The sequence below is a fragment of the Flavobacterium sp. GW823-FHT06G12 genome (assembly GCF_058794775.1).
Map to the genome: position 1 here is coordinate 795,101 of NZ_JBXAHE010000002.1, position 25,757 is coordinate 820,857.

Annotated in this window: 16 protein-coding genes; 4 read left to right on the plus strand and 12 right to left on the minus strand. The window is 34.2% G+C overall.

The features are described 5' to 3' along the window. Nucleotides 1–275 precede the first annotated feature (275 nt). From AC1Q5Z_RS10350 to AC1Q5Z_RS10360, 3 genes are all read left to right on the plus strand, one after another. Complete coding sequence (locus tag AC1Q5Z_RS10350) at nucleotides 276–887, plus strand: hypothetical protein (protein WP_198854902.1); 612 nt, start codon at nucleotides 276–278, stop codon at nucleotides 885–887. Further along, entirely contained in the window at nucleotides 880–4,245 is a 3,366-nt protein-coding gene (gene mfd, locus AC1Q5Z_RS10355; RefSeq protein ID WP_492444672.1) for a transcription-repair coupling factor, read from the plus strand. The genes AC1Q5Z_RS10350 and mfd overlap by 8 nt, the downstream gene beginning before the upstream one ends. Before the next feature lie 244 nt (nucleotides 4,246–4,489). Next, entirely contained in the window at nucleotides 4,490–5,044 is a 555-nt protein-coding gene (locus AC1Q5Z_RS10360) for a DUF5683 domain-containing protein (protein WP_198854900.1), read from the plus strand. A 155-nt stretch (nucleotides 5,045–5,199) separates the two neighbouring features. Here AC1Q5Z_RS10360 and AC1Q5Z_RS10365 read toward each other — a convergent pair whose 3' ends face one another. The 12 genes from AC1Q5Z_RS10365 to AC1Q5Z_RS10420 all read right to left on the minus strand — a co-directional run bounded on the left by AC1Q5Z_RS10365 (nucleotide 5,200) and on the right by AC1Q5Z_RS10420 (nucleotide 24,490). After that, nucleotides 5,200–8,316: an Ig-like domain-containing protein gene (locus AC1Q5Z_RS10365; RefSeq protein ID WP_492444674.1), complete on the minus strand. Its 3,117-nt coding sequence runs from the start codon at nucleotides 8,314–8,316 to the stop codon at nucleotides 5,200–5,202. 277 nt (nucleotides 8,317–8,593) lie between these two features. Beyond that, nucleotides 8,594–10,774, minus strand: coding sequence for a glycoside hydrolase family 97 protein (locus tag AC1Q5Z_RS10370; RefSeq protein ID WP_492444676.1), 2,181 nt, complete (start codon nucleotides 10,772–10,774; stop codon nucleotides 8,594–8,596). A gap of 44 nt (nucleotides 10,775–10,818) precedes the next feature. After that, on the minus strand, nucleotides 10,819–12,213 hold the full coding sequence (locus tag AC1Q5Z_RS10375) for an alpha-amylase family glycosyl hydrolase (RefSeq protein WP_343588671.1): 1,395 nt from the start codon (nucleotides 12,211–12,213) through the stop codon (nucleotides 10,819–10,821). A 113-nt stretch (nucleotides 12,214–12,326) separates the two neighbouring features. Then, entirely contained in the window at nucleotides 12,327–13,409 is a 1,083-nt protein-coding gene (locus AC1Q5Z_RS10380; protein WP_286971485.1) for a SusE domain-containing protein, read from the minus strand. 99 nt (nucleotides 13,410–13,508) lie between these two features. Then, nucleotides 13,509–15,002 (minus strand): RagB/SusD family nutrient uptake outer membrane protein, encoded by a 1,494-nt coding sequence (locus AC1Q5Z_RS10385; protein ID WP_343588669.1) that lies wholly within the window; start codon nucleotides 15,000–15,002, stop codon nucleotides 13,509–13,511. Nucleotides 15,003–15,010: 8 nt separating this feature from the next. Next, nucleotides 15,011–18,238, minus strand: coding sequence for a SusC/RagA family TonB-linked outer membrane protein (locus tag AC1Q5Z_RS10390; protein ID WP_492444679.1), 3,228 nt, complete (start codon nucleotides 18,236–18,238; stop codon nucleotides 15,011–15,013). A gap of 190 nt (nucleotides 18,239–18,428) precedes the next feature. Continuing rightward, nucleotides 18,429–19,607 carry a FecR family protein gene (locus AC1Q5Z_RS10395; protein ID WP_492444681.1) on the minus strand — a complete coding sequence of 393 codons (1,179 nt, stop codon included), beginning with the start codon at nucleotides 19,605–19,607 and terminating at the stop codon, nucleotides 18,429–18,431. Nucleotides 19,608–20,077: 470 nt separating this feature from the next. Then, nucleotides 20,078–20,641 carry an RNA polymerase sigma factor gene (locus AC1Q5Z_RS10400; RefSeq protein ID WP_345156869.1) on the minus strand — a complete coding sequence of 188 codons (564 nt, stop codon included), beginning with the start codon at nucleotides 20,639–20,641 and terminating at the stop codon, nucleotides 20,078–20,080. A gap of 385 nt (nucleotides 20,642–21,026) precedes the next feature. Next, the gene (locus tag AC1Q5Z_RS10405; protein ID WP_008466087.1) at nucleotides 21,027–21,683 is read right to left on the minus strand and encodes a hypothetical protein; all 657 of its coding nucleotides are present in this window, start codon (nucleotides 21,681–21,683) and stop codon (nucleotides 21,027–21,029) included. 122 nt (nucleotides 21,684–21,805) lie between these two features. Beyond that, a complete protein-coding gene (locus tag AC1Q5Z_RS10410) occupies nucleotides 21,806–22,177 on the minus strand; it encodes a YraN family protein (protein WP_492444682.1) in 372 nt (123 codons plus the stop codon). A gap of 182 nt (nucleotides 22,178–22,359) precedes the next feature. Continuing rightward, nucleotides 22,360–23,259 carry a S66 peptidase family protein gene (locus tag AC1Q5Z_RS10415; RefSeq protein ID WP_286971473.1) on the minus strand — a complete coding sequence of 300 codons (900 nt, stop codon included), beginning with the start codon at nucleotides 23,257–23,259 and terminating at the stop codon, nucleotides 22,360–22,362. 154 nt (nucleotides 23,260–23,413) lie between these two features. After that, nucleotides 23,414–24,490, minus strand: a complete 1,077-nt coding sequence (locus tag AC1Q5Z_RS10420) for a serine hydrolase domain-containing protein (RefSeq protein WP_492444684.1) — start codon at nucleotides 24,488–24,490, stop codon at nucleotides 23,414–23,416. 129 nt (nucleotides 24,491–24,619) lie between these two features. On the opposite strand from AC1Q5Z_RS10420, the gene AC1Q5Z_RS10425 reads away from it, so the two are divergent. Further along, on the plus strand, nucleotides 24,620–25,717 hold the full coding sequence (locus AC1Q5Z_RS10425) for an endonuclease/exonuclease/phosphatase family protein (protein ID WP_343588662.1): 1,098 nt from the start codon (nucleotides 24,620–24,622) through the stop codon (nucleotides 25,715–25,717). The last annotated feature ends 40 nt before the right edge of the window (nucleotides 25,718–25,757 follow it).

The window sequence follows — 25,757 nt, forward strand, 5'->3', positions numbered from 1 at the left end:
TCGTAATCAAATGCGTTTTTTTGGAGTATAAATTATTAATTCAATAATTTAAAAGTTTGTTTGTTGGATTATTCACTTTTACAGGGGTGTGTCTTTGTGCCTTTTTATTTTCTGAAATAAAGTTCATTTTTTAAGAGGATAAAACAGAAAAAAGCGTCTTAATTAACGTCAGCAAAGACGAAAAAAATAACCTTGATTTATAGAATCTTTAGCATAAAAACAGAATTCATAATTGTAAATTTACTTCGTAACTTTGCAGCCTAACATTTTAATAAATGAAATACAAAATATCTCTTTTTCTGCTTTTGACAACTGTATTGTTTTCTTGCCAAAATGAAAATGAAAAACGCCTTGCGGAAAATGCAAAAGAGGCAAAAAAGAAAGAAGCTATTTTTAACAATATAAATAAAGGCTGGACTTTTCTAGACGAGCCTATTAATGAAATTTCAGAATCACAATTGAATTCATGGACTGAATGGCGCGAGTTTATAAAAGAAATTGGAGAAAAGCCTAGAAAAACCATTGGTGCGTTTCAGAAAAAATCGACTGCGATTTCTAAGAAAGCAATGGCTTTAAACAATAATATTCCGGCTCAATTCAATCAACCACAGATTAAAAGCCGTATTTCTATTTTGATTACCAAAATTAAAATGCTGGATTTATTTATTCATTTGAGCACCATTCCAGATGATAAAGTGGTGTTTTTGATACAAGAAATCAATAAAGAGCTGATTTCGTTAGAAAGACAAATGGACAAAATTGTTGAGAGAGCTAAGATTCCGAAAGAAGAAGGAGAAGCCGATTTTCTTAAAATGTTAGACACAACGCGCGCAATTCCAAGTTCTGCTCCGCCAATAGATCAAAATAATATACAGAAAGTTGAGTAAAAACGCCTTATATACTACATACGATAATCTGCCAAAAGCACAGCAGATTGCATCAAGTTTACTGGAAGGAAACCAAGTAAAAATGAATATCAGCGGATTATTAGGATCTGCTGTTTCATTTATTATACGTTCTGTTTTCAGGAAAACAGAATTGCCTTTTCTAATTGTTTTAGACAACAAAGAAGAAGCGGCTTATTACCTAAACGATCTCGAGCAAATGATTGGAGAACAAGATGTATTGTTTTATCCAGCGTCATTTCGCCGTCCGTACCAGATTGATGAAACCGATAATGCCAATGTTCTGCTTCGCGCTGAGGTTTTAAACCGAATTAACTCAAGAAAAAAACCAGCCGTAATTGTTACGTATCCTGAAGCACTTTTTGAAAAAGTAGTTACGAGAAGAGAACTTGATAAAAACACGCTGAAAGTGGCGCTGAACGATAAAATTTCAATTGATTTTATCAACGAAGTTTTATTCGAATACGAATTTAAAAGAGTAGATTTTATTACAGAACCTGGCGAATTTTCGGTTCGTGGAGGAATTGTCGATGTATTTTCTTTTTCAAACGATCACCCATACAGAATTGAGTTTTTTGGAAACGAAGTAGATAGCATAAGAACTTTTGATGTTGAAACGCAGTTATCTGTAGAAACGCATAAAAAAATCACGATTATCCCAAATGTTGAAAATAAACTTTTTCAGGAAAACCGTGAGAGTTTCTTAGATTATATTGCCGAAAAAACAGTTGTTTTCATTCAAAATACCGAAGGACTTTTTAGTCAATTAGACAAACAATTTGCAAGAGCAGAAGAAGCTTTTGAGAAATTGTCGAAAGAAATAAAACATGCTACGCCAGAACAATTATTTTTAAATCAGGCGTCATTTATAAAAAGATCTTTAGACTTTTCGGTTGTAGAATTGGCCTCAAGACCTGTTTATAAAACCACTAAAAAATTTGAATTTCATATTCAGCCACAGCCATCTTTCAATAAACAATTTGATTTATTGCTGAATAATTTAAGCGATAATCATTTTAACGGATATGTCAATTATCTGTTTTGTTCGAATGATACGCAGGCAAAACGTTTTCATGATATTTTTGAATCTTTGGATGAAGCCAATTCAGAAAATATCAGAAAACAATATCATACCATTGTATTGCCTTTATACCAAGGTTTTATTGATGAAGAAAATCAGATAACGGCTTATACCGATCATCAGATTTTTGAGCGTTATCATAAATTCAATATCAAAAACGGATATTCGAAAAAACAGAATATCACGCTTAAAGAATTAACTGCACTTTCGGTTGGCGATTATGTAACGCATATCGATCACGGAATTGGAAAATTCGGCGGCTTGCAGAAAATTCAAGTCGAAGGTAAAACGCAAGAAGCCATTAAATTGGTTTATGCCGATAATGATATTGTGTATGTAAGTATTCACTCGCTTCATAAAATCTCGAAATACAACGGAAAAGACGGAACGCCTCCAAAAATATATAAACTAGGATCAAACGCTTGGAAAGTTTTAAAACAGAAAACCAAAGCGCGCGTCAAACATATTGCATTCAATTTGATTCAGCTGTATGCAAAACGACGTTTAGAAAAAGGTTTCCAGTTTGCGCCTGACAGTTATTTACAAAACGAATTAGAAAGTTCGTTTATTTACGAAGATACGCCAGACCAAATGAAATCGACGGCAGAAGTAAAAGCCGATATGGAAAGCGATCGCCCAATGGATCGTTTGGTTTGTGGTGATGTTGGTTTTGGAAAAACAGAAGTTGCAATTCGTGCTGCTTTTAAGGCCGTTGATAATAGTAAACAAGTCGCAGTTTTAGTACCAACAACTATTTTGGCGTACCAGCATTATAGAACTTTCTCGGAACGTTTAAAAGATATGCCGGTTTCTATTGGCTATTTAAACCGATTCAGAACAGCAAAACAAAAAACGCAGACTTTAAAAGATTTAGCCGAAGGAAAGCTTGATATTGTAATTGGAACGCACCAATTGGTAAACAAAAATGTCATTTTTAAAGACTTAGGTTTATTGATTGTTGATGAGGAACAAAAGTTTGGAGTAAACGTAAAAGATAAACTGAAAACTATCGCTGCCAATGTCGATACATTGACTTTGACGGCGACGCCAATTCCGAGAACGCTTCAGTTTTCGTTAATGGCCGCGCGAGATTTATCGGTAATTACAACGCCACCACCAAATCGATATCCGATTGAAACGAATGTAGTTGGTTTTAATGAAGAAATAATTCGTGATGCGATTTCGTATGAAATTCAGAGAAACGGACAAGTTTTCTTTATCAATAACCGAATCGAAAATATAAAAGAAGTGGCAGGAATGATTCAGCGTTTGGTTCCAAATGCAAGAGTCGGAATTGGTCACGGACAAATGGATGGTGCCAAACTCGAAGAATTGATGTTAGGTTTCATGAACGGAGATTTTGATGTTTTGGTGGCAACCACAATCATCGAAAGTGGATTGGACGTTCCAAATGCCAACACGATTTTCATCAATAATGCCAATAATTTCGGATTATCAGATTTGCATCAAATGCGCGGGCGTGTTGGACGAAGCAATAAAAAAGCATTCTGTTATTTCATTTGTCCGCCTTATTCATCTATGACCGAAGATGCGAGAAAACGTATTCAGGCGTTGGAACAATTTAGCGAATTGGGAAGTGGTTTCAATATTGCGATGAAAGATTTGGAGATTCGTGGAGCAGGAGATTTATTAGGTGGAGAACAAAGCGGTTTCATTAATGAAATTGGTTTTGATACGTACCAAAAAATCATGAATGAAGCGATTGAAGAATTGAAGGAAAACGAATTCAAAGATTTGTATCCTGAAGAAAATGATATCGATACGAAAGAATATGTAAAAGATATTCAGATCGATGCCGATTTCGAATTATTGTTCCCGGATGAATATATCAATAACGTTTCAGAACGTTTGGTTTTATACAACGAATTAGGCGCTATAAAAGACGAAGCTGGATTACAGGAATTTGAGAAAAAACTAATTGACCGTTTTGGACCATTGCCAAAACCTGCTGTTGCCTTATTAAACAGCATTAGAATAAAATGGATTGCAACAAAAGTAGGAATCGAAAAATTGGTTCTGAAGCAAGGTAAAATGATAGGTTATTTTGTATCTGATCAACAATCAGATTATTATCAATCTGTGAAGTTTAGAAATGTCTTGAACTTTGTTCAAAAGCATAGTAATCTTTGTAAAATGAAAGAAAAACAAACCGTAAACGGCTTACGTTTATTGTTGACTTTTGAAAATGTGAAGTCGATAAAACGTGCTTTGGAGTTGATGGAATTGTTTGAGGAGTAAAAATAAAGTTTGCCACGAATTGCACGAATTCACACGAATTTTTTTGCCACAGATTAAAAAGATTATGAAGATTAAAAAAATCATTTAAATCCTTTTAATCTGTGGCAATAATTTTTTAAAATAATTCGTGTGAATTCGTTCAATTCGTGGCTAAAAAAAAATTAAGCTTTCTTTATCTTTTATTTAAGAAAAATCTTAGAACTAAAAAGTTTTCTTTGAGTCAAATTTTCAAAGACAACTTTATATGCAGAACCAATTTATTCTCCTTTTTCTATTCTTAGGATTAACTACAATCTTCGCTCAGGGAAAAAATAAAAACATTTTAAATGATTCTCTAAAATCGGAAACCATTGACCCGCTTCGTCCGGCAAAAGCAGCATTTTATTCGGCTGTTTTGCCTGGTTTAGGTCAGATCTACAATAAAAAATATTGGAAACTTCCTTTAGTTTATGGCGCAATAGGTACAAGTGCATATTTGTACATTGATAATCAGAAAAGCTACAATTTGTACAGAGATGAATATAAAAACAGATTGGAAGGAAAAAAAAGTGATTCGGAATTTTTGGCTGGTTTAAGTGAAAGCCAATTAATTACAGCTCAAAAAGGTTATCAAAGAAACAGAGATTTATCGGCTCTGTTTATGATTGGTTTTTATGTTTTAAACATTATAGATGCTAATGTTGATGCAGCTTTATCTCAATTTAATGTAGATGAAAGATTGGCGTTTAAACCTGCAATCATAAAAAATGATATCAATTTAAAGAATGATTTTGGAGTTGCTCTGAATTATTCGTTTTAAAAAAAGATTTGCCACGAATTTCACGAATTTTCACGAATTCTTTTTTTCCACAGATTTAAATAAATTCGTGTCAATTCGTGCAATTTGTGGCAAAATAAAATAAAAAAAGGCGTATGAAATTTTCATACGCCTTTGATTTTTCAGCTAAAACCAGCTTATTTAACAATCAGTTTTTTGGTCACATTAAAATCTTTAGAAATAATATTTACAATATAAATTCCAGAAGATAAATGATGATTTACTTGCCCTGAAGACGAAAGTCTTTCAGTTAGAAGAGTTCTTCCGTTCAAATCAGAAACAAAAATTTCTGCAGCATCTCCACTTGCTAATTCTGGCATTAGAATATTAAATACATTGTTTGTAGCGGGATTTGGGTAAATACCGATTACTGGTTCTGTTGCAGAAACTTCTTCTGCGCTTGAAATCATTCTTGATGTACCAACTGTTGTCGCTTCCAATTGCCATTGAGCGCTGTACCAGCCGTCTTGAGAATTTCCGTATTGTGCAGCACCCGTTTGGTTTTCAATATGAATAATATTTCCTGTCTGCCATCTGTTTCTTAAACGAACCCAAGTTCCGTCAATGTAATCGCTAGACCATTGCGCGCTCCAGAAAGTAGTATCGGTTATGTTACATTGTACATTTCCTGTCTGGCCCTCAATATTCATTAATTCTCCTGTTGCAACATTTTTAAGAACAAAATAAGTGGCATCAATTGCGATTTTTTGCCATTTGTAATTGTTGCCAGAAACAGATGTTCCGTAACCTGTATTTGTTCCTGCATCAGATAAATAAGCGCCAGTCCATCTATTTTTGATCGTATAATAATTTCCTCCTCCAGAAGCAGTTGTAACCGATACCAGACATGTACTAGTTTTGTTTCCGTCAACAGTTGCAACGGTAATTGTCGCCGTTCCATTCGCTACAGCGGTAATTAAACCAGAAACATTTACAGTTGCTACAGCTGTATTATTTGAACTATAAGTTACCGATTTGTTAGTAGCATTTGCTGGAAGAATTGTTGGGGTTAATTGCTGTGTTCCGCCAACGTTTAATGAAGCTGTTGTTGGACTTAAACTAACACTTGTAACCGCAACACCAGTTCCTGGATTAGAATCGTACCAAGCGCTGTTCATATACCATCCGTTTTTATCTCTGCTTAAATCGGCTGTTTGATTTGTTCCATCATTGAAAATTAAATTGGTCGAAGTTACATTGGTAAAAGTATAGCTGTACCAGCCGTTTCCAGCGTCAGTCATATTTACTCCTGGCCAGTTTACAGTTGCTAAAACTCCTGTTGGTAAAGCATTCCAATAGTAGATTTTAATTCCAGTTCCCCAATTTGATGGTTTGTAGAAATAAACCGTAAAATTTGTATTTGGATTAACGGTAATGGTGGCCGAAGCAGTTTTGTTTCCGTCTTGCGTCGTAGCTGTTATAGTTGCTGTTCCTGCCGCAACTGCCGTCACAAGTCCGCTTGAATTTACAGTTGCAATTGCGGTATTGCTTGAACTCCAAGTTACATTTTTGTTTGTTGCATTTGCAGGCGAGATTATCGCTGTAAGCTGTTGTGTATTTCCTGCATACAAACTTGCTGAGGTAGGAGATACTGCTACAGAAGAAACAGGAATTGCAGCAACAGTTATAGCCGAAGTTGCTGTTTTATTTCCGTCAACTGTTTTTACTGTTATTGTTGTGGTTCCTGCAGCAACAGCCGTAACTAAACCAGAAGCATTTACAGTTGCAACAGCTGTATTGCTCGATGTCCAAGTTACATTTTGATTGGTTGCATTTGCTGGAGCAATTGTGGCATTTAATTGCTGTGTTGATCCTAAACCAACAGTTACCGTAGTTGGACTAACAGAAACTCCTGTTACTGCAACAACAGGTGCATTTGTATTGGTTAAAACTAAATATTCGTAAGCAGCAAAATTACGTGTAGCACCTGCAGTTAAAGTCACAGAAGCATTATTGTTATAAGGATTAACATAAGTTCCTGCCAAAGCTGCTGGAATAACATACGATTTAGCCGCATTTCTTAAATTCGACATTACGATTACTTTTTCTGAACCTAATGTTTTAGTGAAAATACTGATATCGTCATTTGCATAAGTTGTTAAATCACCACGTCTGATGGCAGCACTTGTTGTTCTAAAGTTTAAAATTTTAGCAAAATCGGCTGCAGCAGTCGGGTTTTGTGACCAGTTGAATTTAAAGTTTGTCCAAGGCCAATCGGTTTTTGGTTCGTAATCTATTTCTTGTCCGCTCATTAAAAAAGGAACACCTCTCATATAAGCCGAAACCAAGAAATTGGCAACAATTCCGTTGTGATTTTTAAATACAACAAATGGCCTTCTCACACCATCATCATTGGTGTAAGTATCATGGTTACCAGTATATCTAACGATTTGCTGATTTCCAGTAGCTTTAGCATATTCATAAGTAGTCTGATCTTGGATTCTTTGAGAAACAGGACCTCCATTAGCAATATCATATAAACCGCTATGAAACCATCTGTCTCCATAATTCATATCGAAACCAACTTGAAAGTTTTCTTGTCTATCGCCTTCGGCTAGCATTAATAAATTATGAGAAGTTATGCTTCGAAGATTTGAATTCACTTCAGACCAAAAATCTAAAGGTGGATTGTTGGCATAATCGCAGCGGTAACCATCAATATTGGCGGCAAAAATCCAGTAACGCATGGCGTCTTTTATGGCCGCTCGTGTAGCAGAACTATTAAGATCAAGCGCAGCAATATCGGAGAAGTTTCCTAATTGCTGGATCGTAGTTCCTGTTCGTTTATAATATTCAGGATGTGAAGCAATCCAAACATTATCCCAAGAAGTTCCGTTGATGGCAATGTCTAGAATTACAGCCATTCCGCGGCTGTGAGCGCCATCAACCAAAGTTCTTAAATCGGCTAAGGAGCCATATTCAGAACCCACGGCTTTAAAATCTTTGATACAATAGGGTGAAGCCGAACTTCGGGAATCGGTGCCATGCGGAAAAATCGGCATTAAATAAATAACATTTGTTCCAAGTGCTTTTATATTGTCTAATCGGGCGGTTACTCCGGCTAAATCTCCGTTGGCACTAAACGGACGAATATGCACTTGATACATGTTGATATCTCTCGTGTCAGGAACACCAGCGAAAGGTGTCCCGTATTGTGCAGGATCTTGTGCATAAACTGAACCTGCAAATAATAGTAGAAAGCAAACTAATGCTTTGGTAATATGAAATAATCTAGGGGTATTGTTTATTTTCATAATAATAGTTTTTGCATGCTTGTCGGCATTTCTTAACTAAAATTCATTTTCACTCGCATTGTATTTAAATTCGACAAACATTTTGTGGTTAATAGTTTTCAAAATAGTAAGTTTTTTTTGCTCAAAAATGAGCATAGTTTTTCTGCCACGAATTGCACTAATTTTCACTAATTTTTTAAATAGTATTAATTCGTGTAATTGCTTCGCCTGTTCGCTATCGCTCGAGTCGTAGCAAAAAGCTTAGAAACTTAGTGGCTCAGAACCTTAGAATCTTAAGTTATAATTTTTTCAATCCTTTTAATTCTGTAGCAGTGGCTTCTTTAATGCTGATGGCAACACCTCCGCCAGGAGCTAAATACTGTTTTAATTTTGTTTTTGAGTTTACGATAACTTTAGTAACCGTATATTTTTGTGGATCATGATTCCAATTAGCCTCTTTAGCATCTGCATAAATAGTGGCAACGAAATTTTTTCCTGCAGGTAAATAATCAAATGAAATGTTTGCTGTTCTTGCATTTTCATCTGTAATTCCGCCAATAAACCATTCGTTTTTGCCTTTTGCTTTTCTTGCAATTGTAATATAATCCCCCGGTTCGGCTTCTAGAATATAACTGTTATCCCAATCTACGGCAACGTCTTTGATGAACTGAAATGCATCTGGAAAACGCTCATAATTTCCAGGAATATCAGCAGCCATTTGCAACGGACTGTACATAGTTACATAATATGCCAATTGTTTTACTAAAGTGGTATTTACGCGTTGTGTACTTCCTGTTCCATAATACGAAAGATCGGTCTGAAAAATTCCCGGAGTGTAATCCATCGGTCCGCCCATTAATCTTGTAAAAGGTAAAATGGTTGTGTGATCTGGTGCTAAACCTCCCATAGATTCAAACTCAGTTCCGCGTGCAGATTCCTGGGCAATCCAGTTTGGAAAAGTACGGTTTAATCCAGTCGGACGAACTGCTTCGTGGCTGTCAATCATAATTTTATAATCGGCTGCACGTTTGGCAACATTAATGTAATGATTCACCATCCATTGTCCGTCGTGATGTTCGCCACGCGGAATAATTTTTCCTACGTAGCCTGTTTTTACAGCATCGTAACCGTTGTCATTCATAAACTGAAAAGCACGATCTAAACGCCTTTCATAATTGGTTGCAGAACCAGAAGTTTCGTGGTGCATGATAATTTTCACTCCTTTTGAAGCGGCATATTCATGAACCGCTTTTACGTCAAAATCGGGATAAGCTGTTACATAATCAAAAACTTCTTCTTTCCAGTTGTTAATCCAATCTTCCCAGCCAATATTCCATCCTTCGATAAGAATTGCATCGAAACCATTTTTAGCCGCAAAATCAATGTATTCTTTTGCACGTTCTGTTGTGGCTCCATGTTTTCCGTTTGGCGTAAGTTTGGTAAAATCATCGGTTAATTTTACATTGGTTTCTTTTCCAAAAGCCCAAGTACTTCTTCCTGCAACAAAATATTCCCACCAAATTCCGATAAATTTTACAGGTTTAATCCATGAAACGTCTTTGTAACTTGTTGGTTCGTTTAAATTCAAGATTAATTTTGAAGCTAAAATATCTGTTGCTTTATCACTTACCACAATAGTTCTCCAAGGTGATTGTGCGTCGGTTTGCATATAACCTTTTGCTCCAACAGCATCTGGCGCCAAATGACTAATCATTTTATTGTTTACAGGATCAACTTCAAGATACATTGCTGGATAATTAATCAATGCTGCTTCGTGAATGTTGATGTACAAACCATCATCAGACTTCATCATTGACGGCGTTTGTACCGATAATGCTGCAATTGGCCATTGCGAATTGATTTCGATTGTGGCTTTTTTCATCAGCGAAGGAATCTCTGAAATTTTTGAAGTAGTATAAGCATATTCGTTGGTGTCATAATCTCCTGGAATCCAGAAAATTTTGTGATTTCCAGCTAAATTGAATTCGGAACGTTCTTCTTTAATTACAAAATAATTTAGGTCATTTTGTTTTGGAAATTCATATCGAAACCCTAATCCGTCATTGAATAAACGGAAACGGATTCTGATAAATCTGTTATTGTTTTTCGCTTGCGCTAAAGTGACAAGTAATTCGTTGTAATGATTGCGAATTGTTTTTTCTTCACCTAAAACCGGATTCCAACTTTCATCGACAGAAGATTGTGCTGTATTTGTAACGGTAAAACCATCCAAAAACGAAGGCATATTTTGAAGTTCTAAACCTAAAGAACTAGGTTTAATAACCGGTTTTTGTTTGTATGATAATTGATAAGACGGAATTCCGCCTTCTTTCAATTCAAATTTTAGCGAAAGATTTTTGTCTGGCGACATTATTTCTTGTGCTTTTACTGCAAATGTACAGGTGCAAACGAAAAATAAAAGCGCTAGTTTTTTGCCCAAACGAATTTGGAACTGTATTTTTTTGGATTGAAAATTCATGTTATTTACTTTTTTTCAAATCTTAGGATTATAAGAAGCTTTTGTTATTTTTTAAGAATAAGGTATTGATAAGCTTCTAAATTAATTTCTGAAGCAATAGAAATTGGATTGCCAGTTAATGCATCTGTCCAATTGGTGTTGGCCAAAGCTGTTGGAGCGGTATATTTAACTGATTTGTTTTTAATGTTGGCCACAATTAAGACTTTATCAGTTGTAGTTTCCATAGTAAAAACACTTGCATCGTTACTGCTGTAGCCCGTTAGTTTTCCTTTTCGAAGTGCTTCACTCGAATTTCTAAATGCAATTATTTTTTGGTATTCTAAAAGCATATCATTATCTGCAGTAGACCAATCTATTGGCACATTGTCAAAATAATCAATGCGTTTGTTATAGCCAATTTCTTGACCATTGTAAATCATAGGGACAGATTTCATGCTTGATGCAATTACAAATGCTGCTAACGAACCTTTTTTGCCTCCAAAAAGCTCAAGTGGAGTTCCGTCAGAAAGATTAACATCGTGGTTTGTGGTATAGCGCACAATGCGTTTTGAAGAATCTAGTTGTCCGTATTCTTTAGAACTTTCTGTTTGAAGATAACTTGCAGGCTGCGCTTCTGAGAATACTTTTTCTAAAGCGCCGAAATAAGCAAAACCAAAAGTATAATCGAATCCAGCATCATAATGATTGGCTCTTGAACCTTCGGCCATTAAAATCATTCTTTGGTTTTTGATTTTACGGATTTTAGTTATTGCTTCTGACCAGAAAGTTACAGGAACAAAATCGGCAGCGTCACATCTGAAACCATCAATATTGGCATTATAAACCCAATAAGACATGGCATCAATCATGGCTTTTTTCATTTCTGCATTAGTATAATTTAATTGTGCAACATCTTGCCAGTTGGTTCCTGGCGGAATAGTAATGTTTCCGCTGGCATCTTTCTGGTACCAGTCTGGATGTGCTGTAATCCATTGATTATCCCAAGAAGTATGATTGGCAACCCAGTCTAAAATTACCGCCATATTTTTGCTGTGTGCTTCTGTAACTAGAGCGCGAAGGTCTTCTAAGTTTCCATAATCAGAATTAACGGCTTTATAGTCTTTAATTGAATAAGGAGAACCTAATTTTCCTGCCATTTTTATTTTTCCAACAGGATAAATAGGCATTAGATAAATGACGTTTGCACCTAATTTCTGAATGTCTCCAAGTCGTTTCTGAACACCTTTTAAGTTTCCTTCTGGACTGAAAGAACGTACGTTTACCTGATAAATTACGGCATCTTCATTGGCTGCAACTTTATCAAATGGGGATCCATATTGCTGATATTCGTTTTCTGTTCCCGTGTTTGGATCTGGTTTCGGATTTTCTTCAGAAGAACTGCACGATATAAAAGCTAAAGAAAGCAGTAAAGCAAGAAAAATGTTGGTGTTAGACTTCATAATTTTAGAATTAAATTTGATAGAATTTGAGCTTTAGTTTTTAGATAACCTGCCTTTTGCTCAGAAAGGCAGGTATCACTCAAAACTAATCTATCATGTATGAATATGTTAGATTATTTTTTAACTATAGTGCAAGTTGCTGTTGCAGGATAGCCATTTGTGTTTGGATCTGTTTCATCAATCGTGAATGTAACGTCGTAAGTTCCCGCTTCGGTAATGGTATAAGAACCTTGATCGTCACGATTAATTGTATTTGTTGTAGCATCTTTTGGTCCGTAATTAACATCCCATTTGTTGTTCAATCTGAATTTTAATGCTCCAGGAACCAAATCTGCTGTTACTTTCCATGTTTTTGTCTGGTGGTCATAACTCATTGGTGTGCTGTTATCCCATCCGCCAGTTTGAGCTGTTCCAACAATTCCCCAAGCATAAGCTGTTGCAGACCATTTTAAAGTATTAAGATTTACTTTAATTTGATAAGAACCTTCGCCAGGCATTTGTAAGTCTGTTGTATTCATTTTCTGGATGTTATCGCCGCCACTAGAACCATAAAATTCTTCCCAGTTTCTAGCAGTATTTACTTTAAATCCTGTTCCATAACCTGGAAGAACTGAGGCATAACCTTGGTAAACGCCTTTTTCAATAGCGGTTAAAACAGAAGCAGTTTCAACATTCCATTCGCCTTGGTAAGAACCTGGCATGTAAATTTCGCCAAAAACAATTGCTTTTTCGTAAGGAGTAACCGTTAATTCAACATTTTTTGAAAAAACTTTTCTATCCATTTGAGCCTCAACACGCACAATAAGTTTGTTGGCTTTATCTGCAGGCAAACCTAAATCTGTTGCAATTTTATTGAAATCTCTAACAGAAAAAGTCTTAGTCAAAACATCTTGTCCTACTTCAATACGAGTTGCATTTAGCCATGCATTTGAGCCTGTAATATCTGAAGGAACATCAAATTGTACTGCATATGTTACAGGCGCTTCAATAGGAAAAGTAACTTTATCCCAAGAAATGGTAATTGCATCTGTATCTGCATTGTCTTCCAGAAGCACAAAAGTGGTACTTGGTGTAATTTTTATTTCAGATGGGAACTGAACATCTTTTAGATAGGTCAATTCGGCATCATTTTCACAAGCAGCTCCAACAATAAGCAAGGCTGTAAGTGCAAATAATCTATTTATATATTTTTTCATATGTAGTTATTATTTGTTTTTAAAGTACCATGAGACTGCCGAACTTCTTTTATTGAATTTATTTTTGAGGAACGGCAATTTCATATCAAGTACTTTTAATTAGTAACCTGGATTTTGTTTAAGACTTGGATTAGCATTTAAAGCCGAAGTTGGAATAGGATATATTTTTCTATATTCTTCTGAACTTTCCATGAATTGTTTTGTCGATAAGAAAGTACCAAAACGAATCATATCTTGTCTTCTGTGACCTTCCCAGTTCAATTCTAATCCTCTTTCGTTATAAATATCAGTTAGAGTTGGCACATTATCCAAAGCGCCTAAACCAGCACGTTGTCTAACAGCATCGATAGATGGTTTTGCAGCAGCAGGATTATTTAAACGAACATTACATTCTGCCATCATTAAAAGAACATCTGCATATCTGTAAATAGGAAAGTCGTTTGATGCTCCTCCGCCGTTTCTTGGAGTTGCTGGGTAGAATTTAACGTTACGAACACCTTCTTGCGCACCAGCTCCAGGATTATCCAATGAACTTATATCAAGAGTATAGTTTGTTCCACCTGGTTGTTCTCCTATTAAGAATTGTTTTTTACGAATATCATTGTCAGTATATTTTAGATAAAAATCTTTTGGAACAATTGTACCATTCCATCCGCTGTATCCAAAAAGAGCTTGGCAGTGAGGCCCATATAAACTTCTAACAGTAAAAATATTTCTAGACACAACATCTACAGTAGTGTATATAGAAAGGATAGTTTCGTCATCTGGTAGCACATCGCCAAACAATTCATAATACGTATTTCCAAGCGGACTTGAGGCATTGTTTGATGCAGGGTGAAGATTAAAGTTTCCTTCAGAAACCTTTTGACAAGCAGCTAAACACTCAGCCCATTTTGCTTGCCCTGTATAAACTTCTGCATTTAAGTATACTTTTGCTAATAAGGTATAAGCAGCCCATTTATTGAAACGCCCGTAATAATTTCCTCCTTTTGTTCCAGAAAGCAATTCTACGTTTTCGGTCAATTCTTTTACGATGAAATCATAAACTTCTTTACGACTCACTTGCGGAATTTTATCTACGGTTGTGTTATTGTCTGTGTAGAAAGGAATGTTTCCGTAATCGTCCATTAATAGATAATAGAAAAAAGCGCGCAATACTTTAGCTTCTGCAATCTTTGAAGCATCGGCTTTGGCGGTTTCCAGTTGAGAAACAGCTAAATTGGCAGCGAAAATAGATTTGTAAAGCCAATTCCAAGTATTGTTTACCATTAAATCTGTTGGAAGCCATTGATGCATGTAAACACGAGCAAAATCTAACTGCCAATCGCCTGTATTTCTATGCGGAATAACTTGTTCATCTGCCGACATACAGTTTAAATCGTACCAGCCGTTATCAGCTCCAGCATAACCCTTTCCATCCCAATTTCCTCCAATTTGACCATAAACACTGGCAAGGGCGACATCAGCACCTTCGGGTGAATTATAAAAATCGTTCTGAGGGTATTTATCGTACACATTTTCATCAATATTGGTGCAACCAACAAGAGACAGGAAAGTTAAACTCCCTAGTATTAATATATTTTTGATTTTCATTTCTTTTACTATTTAAATTTTACATTTAAACCTATAGCGATACTTCTTGTACGAGGATAAATTCCTCTATCTGCACCAAAGTTGTCCTCAGGTTTTCCACTTCCACTCAAAGTTACCTCTGGATCTATACCAGAATAGTTGGTAATAAGTAAAAGATTGTTTCCAGTAAGTGAGATTCTAACAGATTCGATGTATTTAACATCTGTGAAACGAAAATTATATCCAGCAGTAACATTTTCTAGACGCAAGAATGAACCATCTTCTAAATACATATCTGAGGCATAAGGAGAAGAATAAATTCCTTCGTCTACAGCACTTGCTAAAATGTTAGATTTACCAATATTTTCAAGACGGCTTATATTGGCACGTACTTGGTTATAGATTTTATTTCCTCCCGAACCTCTCCACAACATTGAAGCATCAAAATTTTTATGAACAAAAGTTGGATTAAATGCATAAGTATATTTTGGTAATGCAGATCCGCTAATAACTCTATCTGGGCTTCTGTCACCTTGATCAATTATACCATTTCCATCACGATCTTCAACAGTTTCAATTCCTGCAGCATCTACACCCGTATGATGTAAAATATTGTAAGTTCCAACAGGCTGTCCTTTTATTAAATAAGAGTTAGCGCCATTTGCTCCCCAAGCAACATAATCTGTGTTTAAAGGAACTCCATTGATGCTTCCGCTTAAATTAAGCACTTCGTTTTTTATTAGCGAAACGTTTCCTGCAAGTGTAAGAGTTGTATTTTCATTTTTAATTACATCATAAGCAAGAGAAACTTCAAGACCTTTATTCAAAATACTTCCTACGTTTGCCTTAATTTTATTGTAAGGATATGGAGGCTGAGGTACTGTATAATCAAATAATAAATTATCAGTTGTAGAAGTATAAACATCGATAGTTCCTCGTAATCTACTTTCTAACAAAGCAAAGTCAAGACCAATGTTGGTTTGTTTTTTTGTTTCCCATTTCAAATCAGGATTTGCATTTTGACTTGGAAAAAAGTTTGTGATTTGCTGACCTCCAAAATAAATTGTTGAAGGATCTCCAAGTCCAACTAATGCAATTGAACCTTGTGGCAATAAATTTTGCTGATTTCCTGTAACTCCATATCCTGCACGTAATTTAAGCTCATTAAATAGTGTTTGGTTTGTCATGAATGACTCCTTAGTTACTTGCCAAGCTACAGAAGCAGAAGGGAAATATCCCCATTTTTGATTAGATCCAAAAACAGAAGCACCATCTTTTCTTAAACTTGCCGTAAATAAATAACGATCTGCATAAGAGTAGTTAATACGATTTAAGAAAGAAACTAAAGTTCTGTCTGATTTAGACGATTTCATATCTCCAGGAAGAACTTTAGAGAAATCTCCAAGCTGTAGACTATTATAAGTTGTTATGTCGTTAATAAAACCTCTTATTTGAGAATAATTATCTTGATATAATTGTTTTTGCCATTCGTACAAAGCCAAAACATTAAGGCTGTGAGGACCAAAAGTCTTTTTGTAATTCAGGCTAATATCCATCAATTTTTCATTTTGTCTGCTATCTGTAATATTAGCAAAGCCTTTTTGATCAATTGCGTGCGAATCTGTAGATTTTGCAGGATCATAAAAGCCTATAGTTTTATTGGTTTTTCTCCAGCTTCCAAACCATCCAGCAGTTAATCCATCAAATAAATCTAAGTCAGCTTTTAAACTTCCAAATAAATTATCAGCCTCAGACTCATTTATAATTTCCTGTTGCGCAGCGTATGGATTTAAGTATTGAAAAACGTTTGGATCTGTAAAATACGTTCCGTCAGTATTAAAAACAGGATCAGTTGGGCGCATTAAATATGCATTTGTAATTAAGTTAGAAACATAATTTACACGCCCAATAGATTGAATACTAGATGTTGTAAAATCGGTTCCGTTGTTTAAATTATAAGTCAGTTTTAATTTTCCGTCCAAGGCAGTTTGTGATGCCTGAACACGGGCAATGTATTTTTTATTGTTTGAGTTAATTACAACCCCATCTTGCAAAATGGCACTAATTGAGGCTCTATAACTAAATTTATCAGCACCACCGCCAAAAGACAAAGTATGGTTTTGAGTTACTCCAGTTTTAGTCAAAAGACCATACCAATCTGTGTCAGAACCATGATTTGCAGATGCAGGAACACCAACTTTTTGTGCAGCTTCCCACCATTGATTTGCATCTAGCATATCCAATTTTTTTGGGATAAAATCAATAGAAGTATTTCCAATGTATTCTATAGTAGTTTTGCCTGCTCTATTTTTTTTAGTAGTAACCATAATTACACCAGAAGCACCTCTAGAACCATAAATAGCTGTTGCCGATGCATCTTTTAAGATATCGATATTTTCGATTTCAGTTGGTGGAATCTGACTTAATAAGTCTAAGTTTCCTTGAATTCCATCTACAACAACTAAAGGATCGTTTCCCCCAATAAGAGAAGAAATACCTCTGATACGCACACTCGGAGCACCTCCTGGCTCACTACCAATTTGATTGATATTTACACCCGCAGCTTTTCCCGAAATCAATTGCAAAGGGTTTACAATTGCTCCTTGATTCATATCTTTTGAATTGATAGAAGATACTGCTCCCGTAACATCTTTACGAGCTGCGGTACCGTAACCTACCAATACAACTTCTTGTAAATTTGTTGCATCTGGTTCCAGTTGAACATTTAAAGTACCATTACCAGCGGCAACTTTTTTTGTTTTATATCCTACAAAACTTATTACAATCACAGAAGAACTGCTTTCGACAATAAATTTGAATTTACCATCATAATCAGTTACAGTGCTGTTTTTTGTGCCTTCTTCTAAAATAGACGCACCAGGAAGTGGGGCACCATTTTCGTCAGTAATAATTCCAGAAATAGTTTCTTTTTCATATTCAATATTTTGTGATTTTAGTTCTGGCTTTTTAAGGATAATTTGCGTGTCACGAATTTTAAATTCAGTAAACGTTCCTTTAAAAATTTTATCCAAAACAGTGTAGATCGATTGTTCTTTTACAGAAATCGAAACCGTTCGATCTAAGTCGACATCACTCATTTTGTAAATAAATCTGAAATCCGTTTTTTGTTCAATGGTCTCAATAACCTTTTCGATTGTTGAATTGTTCAAATCAAGAGTAACTTTTGTTTTTTGGGCATAAGTACTTGCTTTGATATTAAACATGGCGACCAAAATAAGTAGTGTAGTTAATTTCAATTTTAGGTCATTTTGGAACAATGAGTATAGAAACCCATTATTCTTAGATTTTTTTTTCATAATTTTGTTAATTGATTGTAGTTAATTCGTTATATTCAATCACTTAGTTAATCGGAAATTGTTCGCAGCTCTTTCCGATTTTTTTATTCCCGTAATGTTATCTCATCATATATAGTATTGGTTTTAGTGGTTATTTAATTAGTATTTGATCGTTTTTTATGGTGTAATTAATGCCATGAACGTCATTAAAATAACTCATAACATTTTCAATTGATTCTTCTTTAAAGCTGGCATTAAATTTCTCATTAGCCAGTTTTTCATTTTTATTAATGATCGTTACGTTGTAGCGTCTTTCTAGTTTAGTAATAATGTTTTTGAAAGTCATATTTCTAAAAGTAAGTCCGCCATCTATCCAAGAAGTATAAATTTCTGTAATAACCTGTCTGGTAAAGATTGAAGCATTTTCTTTGTTGAAGCTTCCTTTATAACCCGGTTTTAAAATAGTGCTTTTATCGGCATTAAATTCTTCGTTAGAGCTGTACATACCAACAGAACCTTCAACAAGTACAACATCTGTAAATGTATCTTCAGGATAATTAGAAACGTTAAAATGTGTTCCTAAAACGCGTACATTTAAGTTGTCAGCATTTACAATAAAAGGGTGTTTTTTATCTTTTGCCACATCAAAAAAAGCTTCTCCATCAAGATATACTTGACGATTTTCTCCAGCAATAAATTTTACAGGATATTTTAAAGTAGAGCCAGAGTTTATATGAACCATAGTTCCGTCAGATAATTGTAGACGAAATTTTTTGCCAAACGGAATTTTAAGAGTGTTGTAAGCCAACTTATCAGAATTAGTTTGATTTTGGTAAACCAATTTATCACCACTTTGATTCCCGACAATATTTCCGTTTTTGTCATGAACTTGAACTTTTCCATTTTCAGAAATAATCTGAACACTACCGTCTTCCATTTGAAGAACAATGTCAGAACTTTTAAAATCGAACGGGACATCTGCAGTTTTACTAAAAAAACCTTGTTTGTAAGCAAATCCAACTCCAAGAAGAACCAAAACAGAAGCTGCAATAGAAATGTACTTTCTGTAATTTGATTTTTGAGGCTCTAATTTGATAATTGTTTCTTGATCTTTTGCTGTAGATAAAATGTTGTCAAAAATTAAATTGGCTTTCTGCTCATCCATTTTTGGCATTTCGCTTAAGAGATTTTTTACTTCCTCTACTGTCGGAAATTCATCGGTAAGGTTATTATTGCGGCAATAGGCAACAACTTGCTCTGTTTCTTCGGCAGTACATTGATTTAAAATAAACTTCTCTAAAAGCGTTTTTATTTCAGAATTTGAATTCATTAAGAATGTTTTTAGGTTCTGTGTTTCTATAATACAGCTGAGATGCAATTGAGTACTACTCAAACGTTATAAATTTTTAAATTTTAACATTTTGTGTTTTTTATATGTTTGATTGTTAGTGTTTTGTGAATAAGAAAAGAGTGAAATAATTTTCGAAAATAATTTCAATTGCCTCTAGCTTTAGCTGGAGGTCAAAAAAAATTAGTGTCAAATTATGGCTTTAGCCAAATGAGATAATTTTGGCTAAAGCCTAAATCTTAATTTCTCATAAACCTCCAGCTAAAGCTGGAGGCAATAGATTTTTTTTTTGCCACAGATTAAAAAGATTAAAAGGATTTTAATACGTTGAAATTCTTCTCATTTCAGATTAAAAAAAATAATCTGTTTAAATCCATTAAATCTGTGGCAAAAAAACAATCAAAAAAAATCACTCCGAAGAGTGATTTTAAGGGCAATATTTGTGGTTTTGGTTAGATAATTTCATCGTGAAGTTGAAAAAAACCGCGCATCGATTCGAGCGCTTTACTCATTTGGTTCCGGACTGTATTTATCGAGATTCCGAGTTCCTCGCTTATTTCTTCGTAGCTCATTCCTTTCTTCCGCGACATTTTAAAAATCTGCCGTCGTTTGGGCGGGAGCTGTTTCATAGCTTGTTTTCGGAGTTTTTTGCAATCGGCTTCCCGGATAGCATAATCTCCGTATTCATGTGATTTCTGACTTTCGTAGAAAACGGCTTCTTTCAATAAAATTTCATTCGCAGCCTTATTCAAAACATTAAAAGCCTGATTTCTGGCAATTGTAAAAATGTAGGATTTAAAAGATTGTTCTACATTCAAACTTTCGCGATTGAGCCAGACTTTCAAAAAAACATCCTGTACATTTTCCTCTGCAGCCTCTTTTGATTTTAGAAGACTGATGCTATATCCATAAATATCTTGGTGGAATAAATCAAAAAGTTGGCGAAAGGCTTTTTCGTTTCCTTTTTTGAGTTCACTTACCAATAATTTTTCACTATGGTTGGCCGCTTCTAACAATTTAATTTGCGTTTATTTAATTCCAATGGTATTAAACTATCAAAATGCGAGGTCTGATGTCTGACTTCATCGCAAATATATAAAAATAATATTCGCAACAAATTATATATAAAAAAACTTAATTCGGATTTTTTGTTAGTTTTTTAAAGAAAGAAACAAAAACTCTTGTTAAGTCGCAGTCGCACTAGTAAGTGTTATTTTGACGCTATTGCAAAATAAATTTTAATTATGAATTTGACTTTTGAGAATATTCTTATCTACGAAATATGAAATTTGGTCTTTTATCTCATTTTATTTCAAAAGAAAAATCCTTTTATCTATAGAAGACAAAAGGATTTTAGTGTTATAAACTCTAATTTGATTTTTAAATTAGATATTTTCTAAATTAGTTTTTTAAGTCTTTAATTACTTTAAAAGCAACATCAACTTGATCTTCTCCAACTAAAATGGTAAACTCATTTGAAGTTGAAATTACCTCATTGATGATGATTCCTTCCCAAGCCAAACGTTGGAAAATAAAGTAGTAAATACCAGGAACAACAATGTTTTCTTTTGGTAATTTTACTGTAATAGAAGCTAAATTATCTAATTTTTGGATTAATTTTTCTCTCATAAAATGTTTCTCAACTAAGTGATTTACACTACTGCTGACAACGATATTAGTTTCGTTTACTCCACGAGATGAGGTATAAAAAATATCAGACAAAGCATTAATATCAGAGATCAAATCTGCTTGTTTGTTTAAAACAGTTTCAGATGCTGCAAAAGTGTAATCTGTAAGTTCAGAGCGAACCGTGATTTCACCAATGTTTTTAATTACTTTATTGATTTTGTGATTTAGTTTAAAATCTAGTTCTTCCGTCAGTCGTTTTAAAGACATTACAACAGCGCCTTGTTTTACTTCTTTGCCAAACTCACTTTCTAATTCGGTCATAATATTTCGCGAAAGTGAAGTTAGGTTGATAATTCCAAGTGACAGGGCATTTAATAAAAATGGTTTTGTTTTAATGTAGTTTTCTACAATAGAAGAAACAGTTTTCATAATTCTTTTTTTTTTTTTGGTAACAGTTGAGTTGGTAGTTAATTTAACATTACGATGTTATAATTCTTTGCAAATATAAATAAAAAAACAAATTGTTACAATTATAACAATAAAAAATTATGTTAAAAGTGATAAAAAGCGTCAGTAAGATGTTCAATTGCAAATGATTCCCCATTTTTATGGATGGCAACGATGTCAAAACGGATTTCTAAATCTTCCTGAAAATCCTTTTCCCTATCGTTTATGTAGGCATTTACTGCTTTTATGAGTAATTGAATCTTTTTTTGCTTCACAAAATCTTGCGGAGAACCAAAATCTAAACTCGAACGAGTTTTAACTTCAACAATTGCCAAAACATTATTTTTTTGTGCAATTATATCTATTTCTGCTTTTTGGATAACAAAGTTTCGTTCTAGAATTGAATATCCATTTTCTTCCAAATAATCCGTTGCGAGATCTTCACCTAATTTTCCTAAATCGTTATGTTCTGCCATTATTGTAGTATTCAGTCTCAGCCATAGTTTTCACTGTGAATCTTTGAGTTTATTTTTACTAAATGAAATTATTGCACGAAAAAACGCAAAATCACAAAGCATTTTAAAACTTGGCGATCTTGCGTCTTTGCGAGATTTTATGTGGTATTGTTAGATTTGCTTAAATAACAAGCAATGTGATATTACTTTTTAAAAGTAACTGTACTTCCAGAAGCAGTAACTTCTATAGAAACGGTATTTCCCATAATTAAAGCTCTGTTGTCTCTAATATGCCCTGCTGGGAAATTAAAAATTACAGGAATATTGTATTTTTTGGTTACGTCATCTATAATTTCTAAAGCATTTTTTCCCCAAGGCACTTCATTGTCTTTCATGCTTGTCATTCCGCCAATGATAATTCCTTTTAGATTTTCGATACATCCGTTACGTCTTAGATTCATCATCATACGGTCGATGTGATACAGATATTCATCCAAATCTTCGATAAATAAAATTTTATCCTTACAGTCAATTGCAGACGGAGATCCTAATAAACTGTATAAAATAGACAAGTTACCTCCAACCAATTCTCCCGTTGCACTTCCTAAACGATTCATCGGATTTGGACTAATAGAGTAGGAAATAGGTTCGTTAAATAAAGCGGCTTTTAACGAGCTCACAGCATCTGGAGTTGCTCTAGGGACTGTTACTGGCATAATACCATGAATAGATTTGTAACCCATCGTGTTCAAATGATTATGAAGAACCGTTACATCACTAAAACCAATTACCCATTTTGGATGCTGTTTAAATTTCGTAAAATCTAGTAAATCTAACATTCTAACAGTGCCATATCCGCCACGAACGCACCAAATGGCTTTAATATTTGGATTGTCCATTTGTTTCTGAAAATCGGCAGCTCTCTGTTCATCTGTTCCAGCCAATTGATGATAATCTAAACCAATTGTTGACCCAATTACGGCTTCTAAACCCCAACTGTGCAATAAATCTATTGTTGGTTTTAAGTTATCGTCGATGTTTTTTCTTGCTGTTGCCAAAAGTGCGACAGTATCTCCCTTTTGTAAATAAGGCGGTGTTATCATGTTTTGTTGAGATTGACAGTTGAATGATTGTAAAGCAAAAATAAGAAATGCGAGTTTACAAAAGACAAAGTGTCTCTTTATATGGTGAAAGCAGTTTTTATTCATTTTTTTCTTTTGCTTAAAATTATAAAATTAATTTTTAAGGTTTAATAATTTAACCTCCATATTGTTTTTGCAATTCGGCAAGAAGCAGCATTAAACCTTTGTCAGCTTCTTCAGATTGCACATTCGCAAATAGTATAAAAGCCTTATCGATATCTTTGCAAATATACACTTTGGTTAAAAATGTTCCTGGATTTCCATAATGAAAAGAATATTTTAAACCCGATTTTTCATTTATTTCGGAATACCATCCAAAAGAAAATTCTGGAAAACCGAAATGCATTTTATTAAATTCTTCTTCAGACAATACTTTTGATTTCCCTAACAAACCTTGTAGTTGCATCTGTGTAAATTTGCAAAAATCTGGAAGATTTACATTGATATTTCCTGCTGACGAAAGCCAATTTAATTTATAATTTACAAATGGTTTTTCAGGCTTCAAATTTTCATCATGTCCCCAAGGCTGGTTTATATCAGTAACGTTTGGCTGTCCAAAACCGAAGTTAATGCTTAACTTTTTACCTAATTCTTGTACTAAAGTTTCATAACTTTTTCCAGTTGCTTTTTCGAGCATTAAACCTGCAGCAACAAAACTTGGATTAGAACCATACCAATCTTGTTTCTCAGTAACAATTTGTTTTTGTTTAAAAAACCAGCTTATAAATTCATAACGCTGTTCTTGATTGTTTCCTTTTATTTCTTGTTGATTTGGCGTTTCATTTCCATAAGACCAAGTTGGAATTGGGGCTCGAAATGTCAAGAAATCTTGCAAGGTTACGTTATAGATTTCTGGATTACTTTCTGCTTTTAATTCAGGATACAAATCAAAGAATTTGGTATCCCATTTTATCTTCCCTTCTTTAACTAAAGTCGTTGCGATATAACTTGTGATCGTTTTTGTGATGGATCCTAAACGAAATATATCATTAATTTTTGCTTTATGAGAAGACTTGTAACGTTGAAATCCTAAAGCTTCAATTTCAAGAATAGAATCTGAAGAAACAACTGCATAAGCCAATTCTGGAATTTTGTATTGTTTTCTGATTTCCTCTGCTCGAGAACTGTTTTTTTGTCCGTAAAATGTATTTAAAGAGCTTAAGAAGAAAGTAAAAAACAGTATTTTTTTCATGTTATAAATGATCAGATTTTTTGAGCAAGGTACAAGACTTTTACAAGAAACAAATGTAATATTTTGAAATTTTATTTAAGTAAAAATCTTACATTTTTTAATTAGATTTGTCTTTTTAAAATCTTATATATGCCTTTAAAATTTAGATTTTTTCTGCTTTTTCTTTTTGGAACGTCAGTTCTTTTTAGCCAATCCAAAAAGTACAAAATACATACAGTTGCTTTTTACAATTTTGAAAACTTTTATGACACTGTAGATGATGAATTTACAAATGATGATGAATGGACTCCAAACGGGGCACAGCATTGGACAATAGAGAAATACCAGCAGAAACTAAAGAACTTGGCAAGAGTTCTATCTGAAATTGGAACACCAGATAATTCAAATGCGCCAACTTTAATTGGGGGAGCAGAAATAGAAAATAGAGCCGTTTTAGAAGATTTGATAAAAGAGCCAAAATTACAGCCGTTGGATTTAGGAATCATTCATTTTGATTCTCCAGATAAGCGTGGTATCGATGTGGCGCTACTTTATCAGAAAAAGTATTTCAGACCAACTTCTTATTCGAATATTCCTTTAATTATTTATAGAAAAGAAATTCCTAAAAAAGAAGAAGAAACAGAAATTTTAGATGACGAAATAGAGGTTAAGAAAGAAAATAAAAATCGAGTTTTTACAAGAGATCAACTTTTGGTTTCGGGATTTTTAGAAGATGAAGAAATACATGTTATTGTCAATCACTGGCCATCGAGATCAGGCGGCGAAAAGGCAACTAGTTTATTTCGGGAAGCAGCGGGAAAATTGAACAGGAAAATTATTGATTCTTTGCAAAGGATTAATCCTCAGGCAAAAGTATTGACAATGGGAGATTTTAATGATTCACCATCAAACAAAAGCATAAAATCAGGACTAGGTGCAAAAGGAATAAGAGCTGAAGTTTCGGAATTTGGAGTTTTTAATCCGTTTGAAGAGCTTGCCAATAAAGGTTTAGGAACTATTGCTTATCGTGATTCTTGGAATATTTTTGATCAAATTATTATGACAGCCTCTTTGGTTAAATCGGATTTTTCGACTTTTAATTTTTGGAAAGCGGGCATTTTCAGCAGACCTTATCTTATTCAAAATTCGGGGCAATACAAAGGTTATCCGTTGCGGAACACTTTGGCGGAAGCTGGCTTTAGTGATCATTTTCCAGTTTATATTTATTTGATAAAAGAATTTAAATAAGTATTAAGTCTCAGCCACAGTAATCAATCTCAGCAAAACT

What these genes read in the sequence shown, in the direction of transcription:
- AC1Q5Z_RS10370 (WP_492444676.1), bottom strand. Translation starts at nt 10,774, where the DNA reads ATGAATTTTCAATCCAAAAAAATACAGTTCCAAATTCGTTTGGGCAAA.
- AC1Q5Z_RS10360 (WP_198854900.1), top strand. Translation starts at nt 4,490, where the DNA reads ATGCAGAACCAATTTATTCTCCTTTTTCTATTCTTAGGATTAACTACA.
- AC1Q5Z_RS10405 (WP_008466087.1), bottom strand. Translation starts at nt 21,683, where the DNA reads ATGAAAACTGTTTCTTCTATTGTAGAAAACTACATTAAAACAAAACCA.
- AC1Q5Z_RS10395 (WP_492444681.1), bottom strand. Translation starts at nt 19,607, where the DNA reads ATGAATTCAAATTCTGAAATAAAAACGCTTTTAGAGAAGTTTATTTTA.
- AC1Q5Z_RS10410 (WP_492444682.1), bottom strand. Translation starts at nt 22,177, where the DNA reads ATGGCAGAACATAACGATTTAGGAAAATTAGGTGAAGATCTCGCAACG.
- AC1Q5Z_RS10350 (WP_198854902.1), top strand. Translation starts at nt 276, where the DNA reads ATGAAATACAAAATATCTCTTTTTCTGCTTTTGACAACTGTATTGTTT.
- AC1Q5Z_RS10365 (WP_492444674.1), bottom strand. Translation starts at nt 8,316, where the DNA reads ATGAAAATAAACAATACCCCTAGATTATTTCATATTACCAAAGCATTA.
- AC1Q5Z_RS10385 (WP_343588669.1), bottom strand. Translation starts at nt 15,002, where the DNA reads ATGAAAATCAAAAATATATTAATACTAGGGAGTTTAACTTTCCTGTCT.
- AC1Q5Z_RS10425 (WP_343588662.1), top strand. Translation starts at nt 24,620, where the DNA reads ATGCCTTTAAAATTTAGATTTTTTCTGCTTTTTCTTTTTGGAACGTCA.
- AC1Q5Z_RS10415 (WP_286971473.1), bottom strand. Translation starts at nt 23,259, where the DNA reads ATGATAACACCGCCTTATTTACAAAAGGGAGATACTGTCGCACTTTTG.
- AC1Q5Z_RS10380 (WP_286971485.1), bottom strand. Translation starts at nt 13,409, where the DNA reads ATGAAAAAATATATAAATAGATTATTTGCACTTACAGCCTTGCTTATT.
- AC1Q5Z_RS10375 (WP_343588671.1), bottom strand. Translation starts at nt 12,213, where the DNA reads ATGAAGTCTAACACCAACATTTTTCTTGCTTTACTGCTTTCTTTAGCT.
- AC1Q5Z_RS10420 (WP_492444684.1), bottom strand. Translation starts at nt 24,490, where the DNA reads ATGAAAAAAATACTGTTTTTTACTTTCTTCTTAAGCTCTTTAAATACA.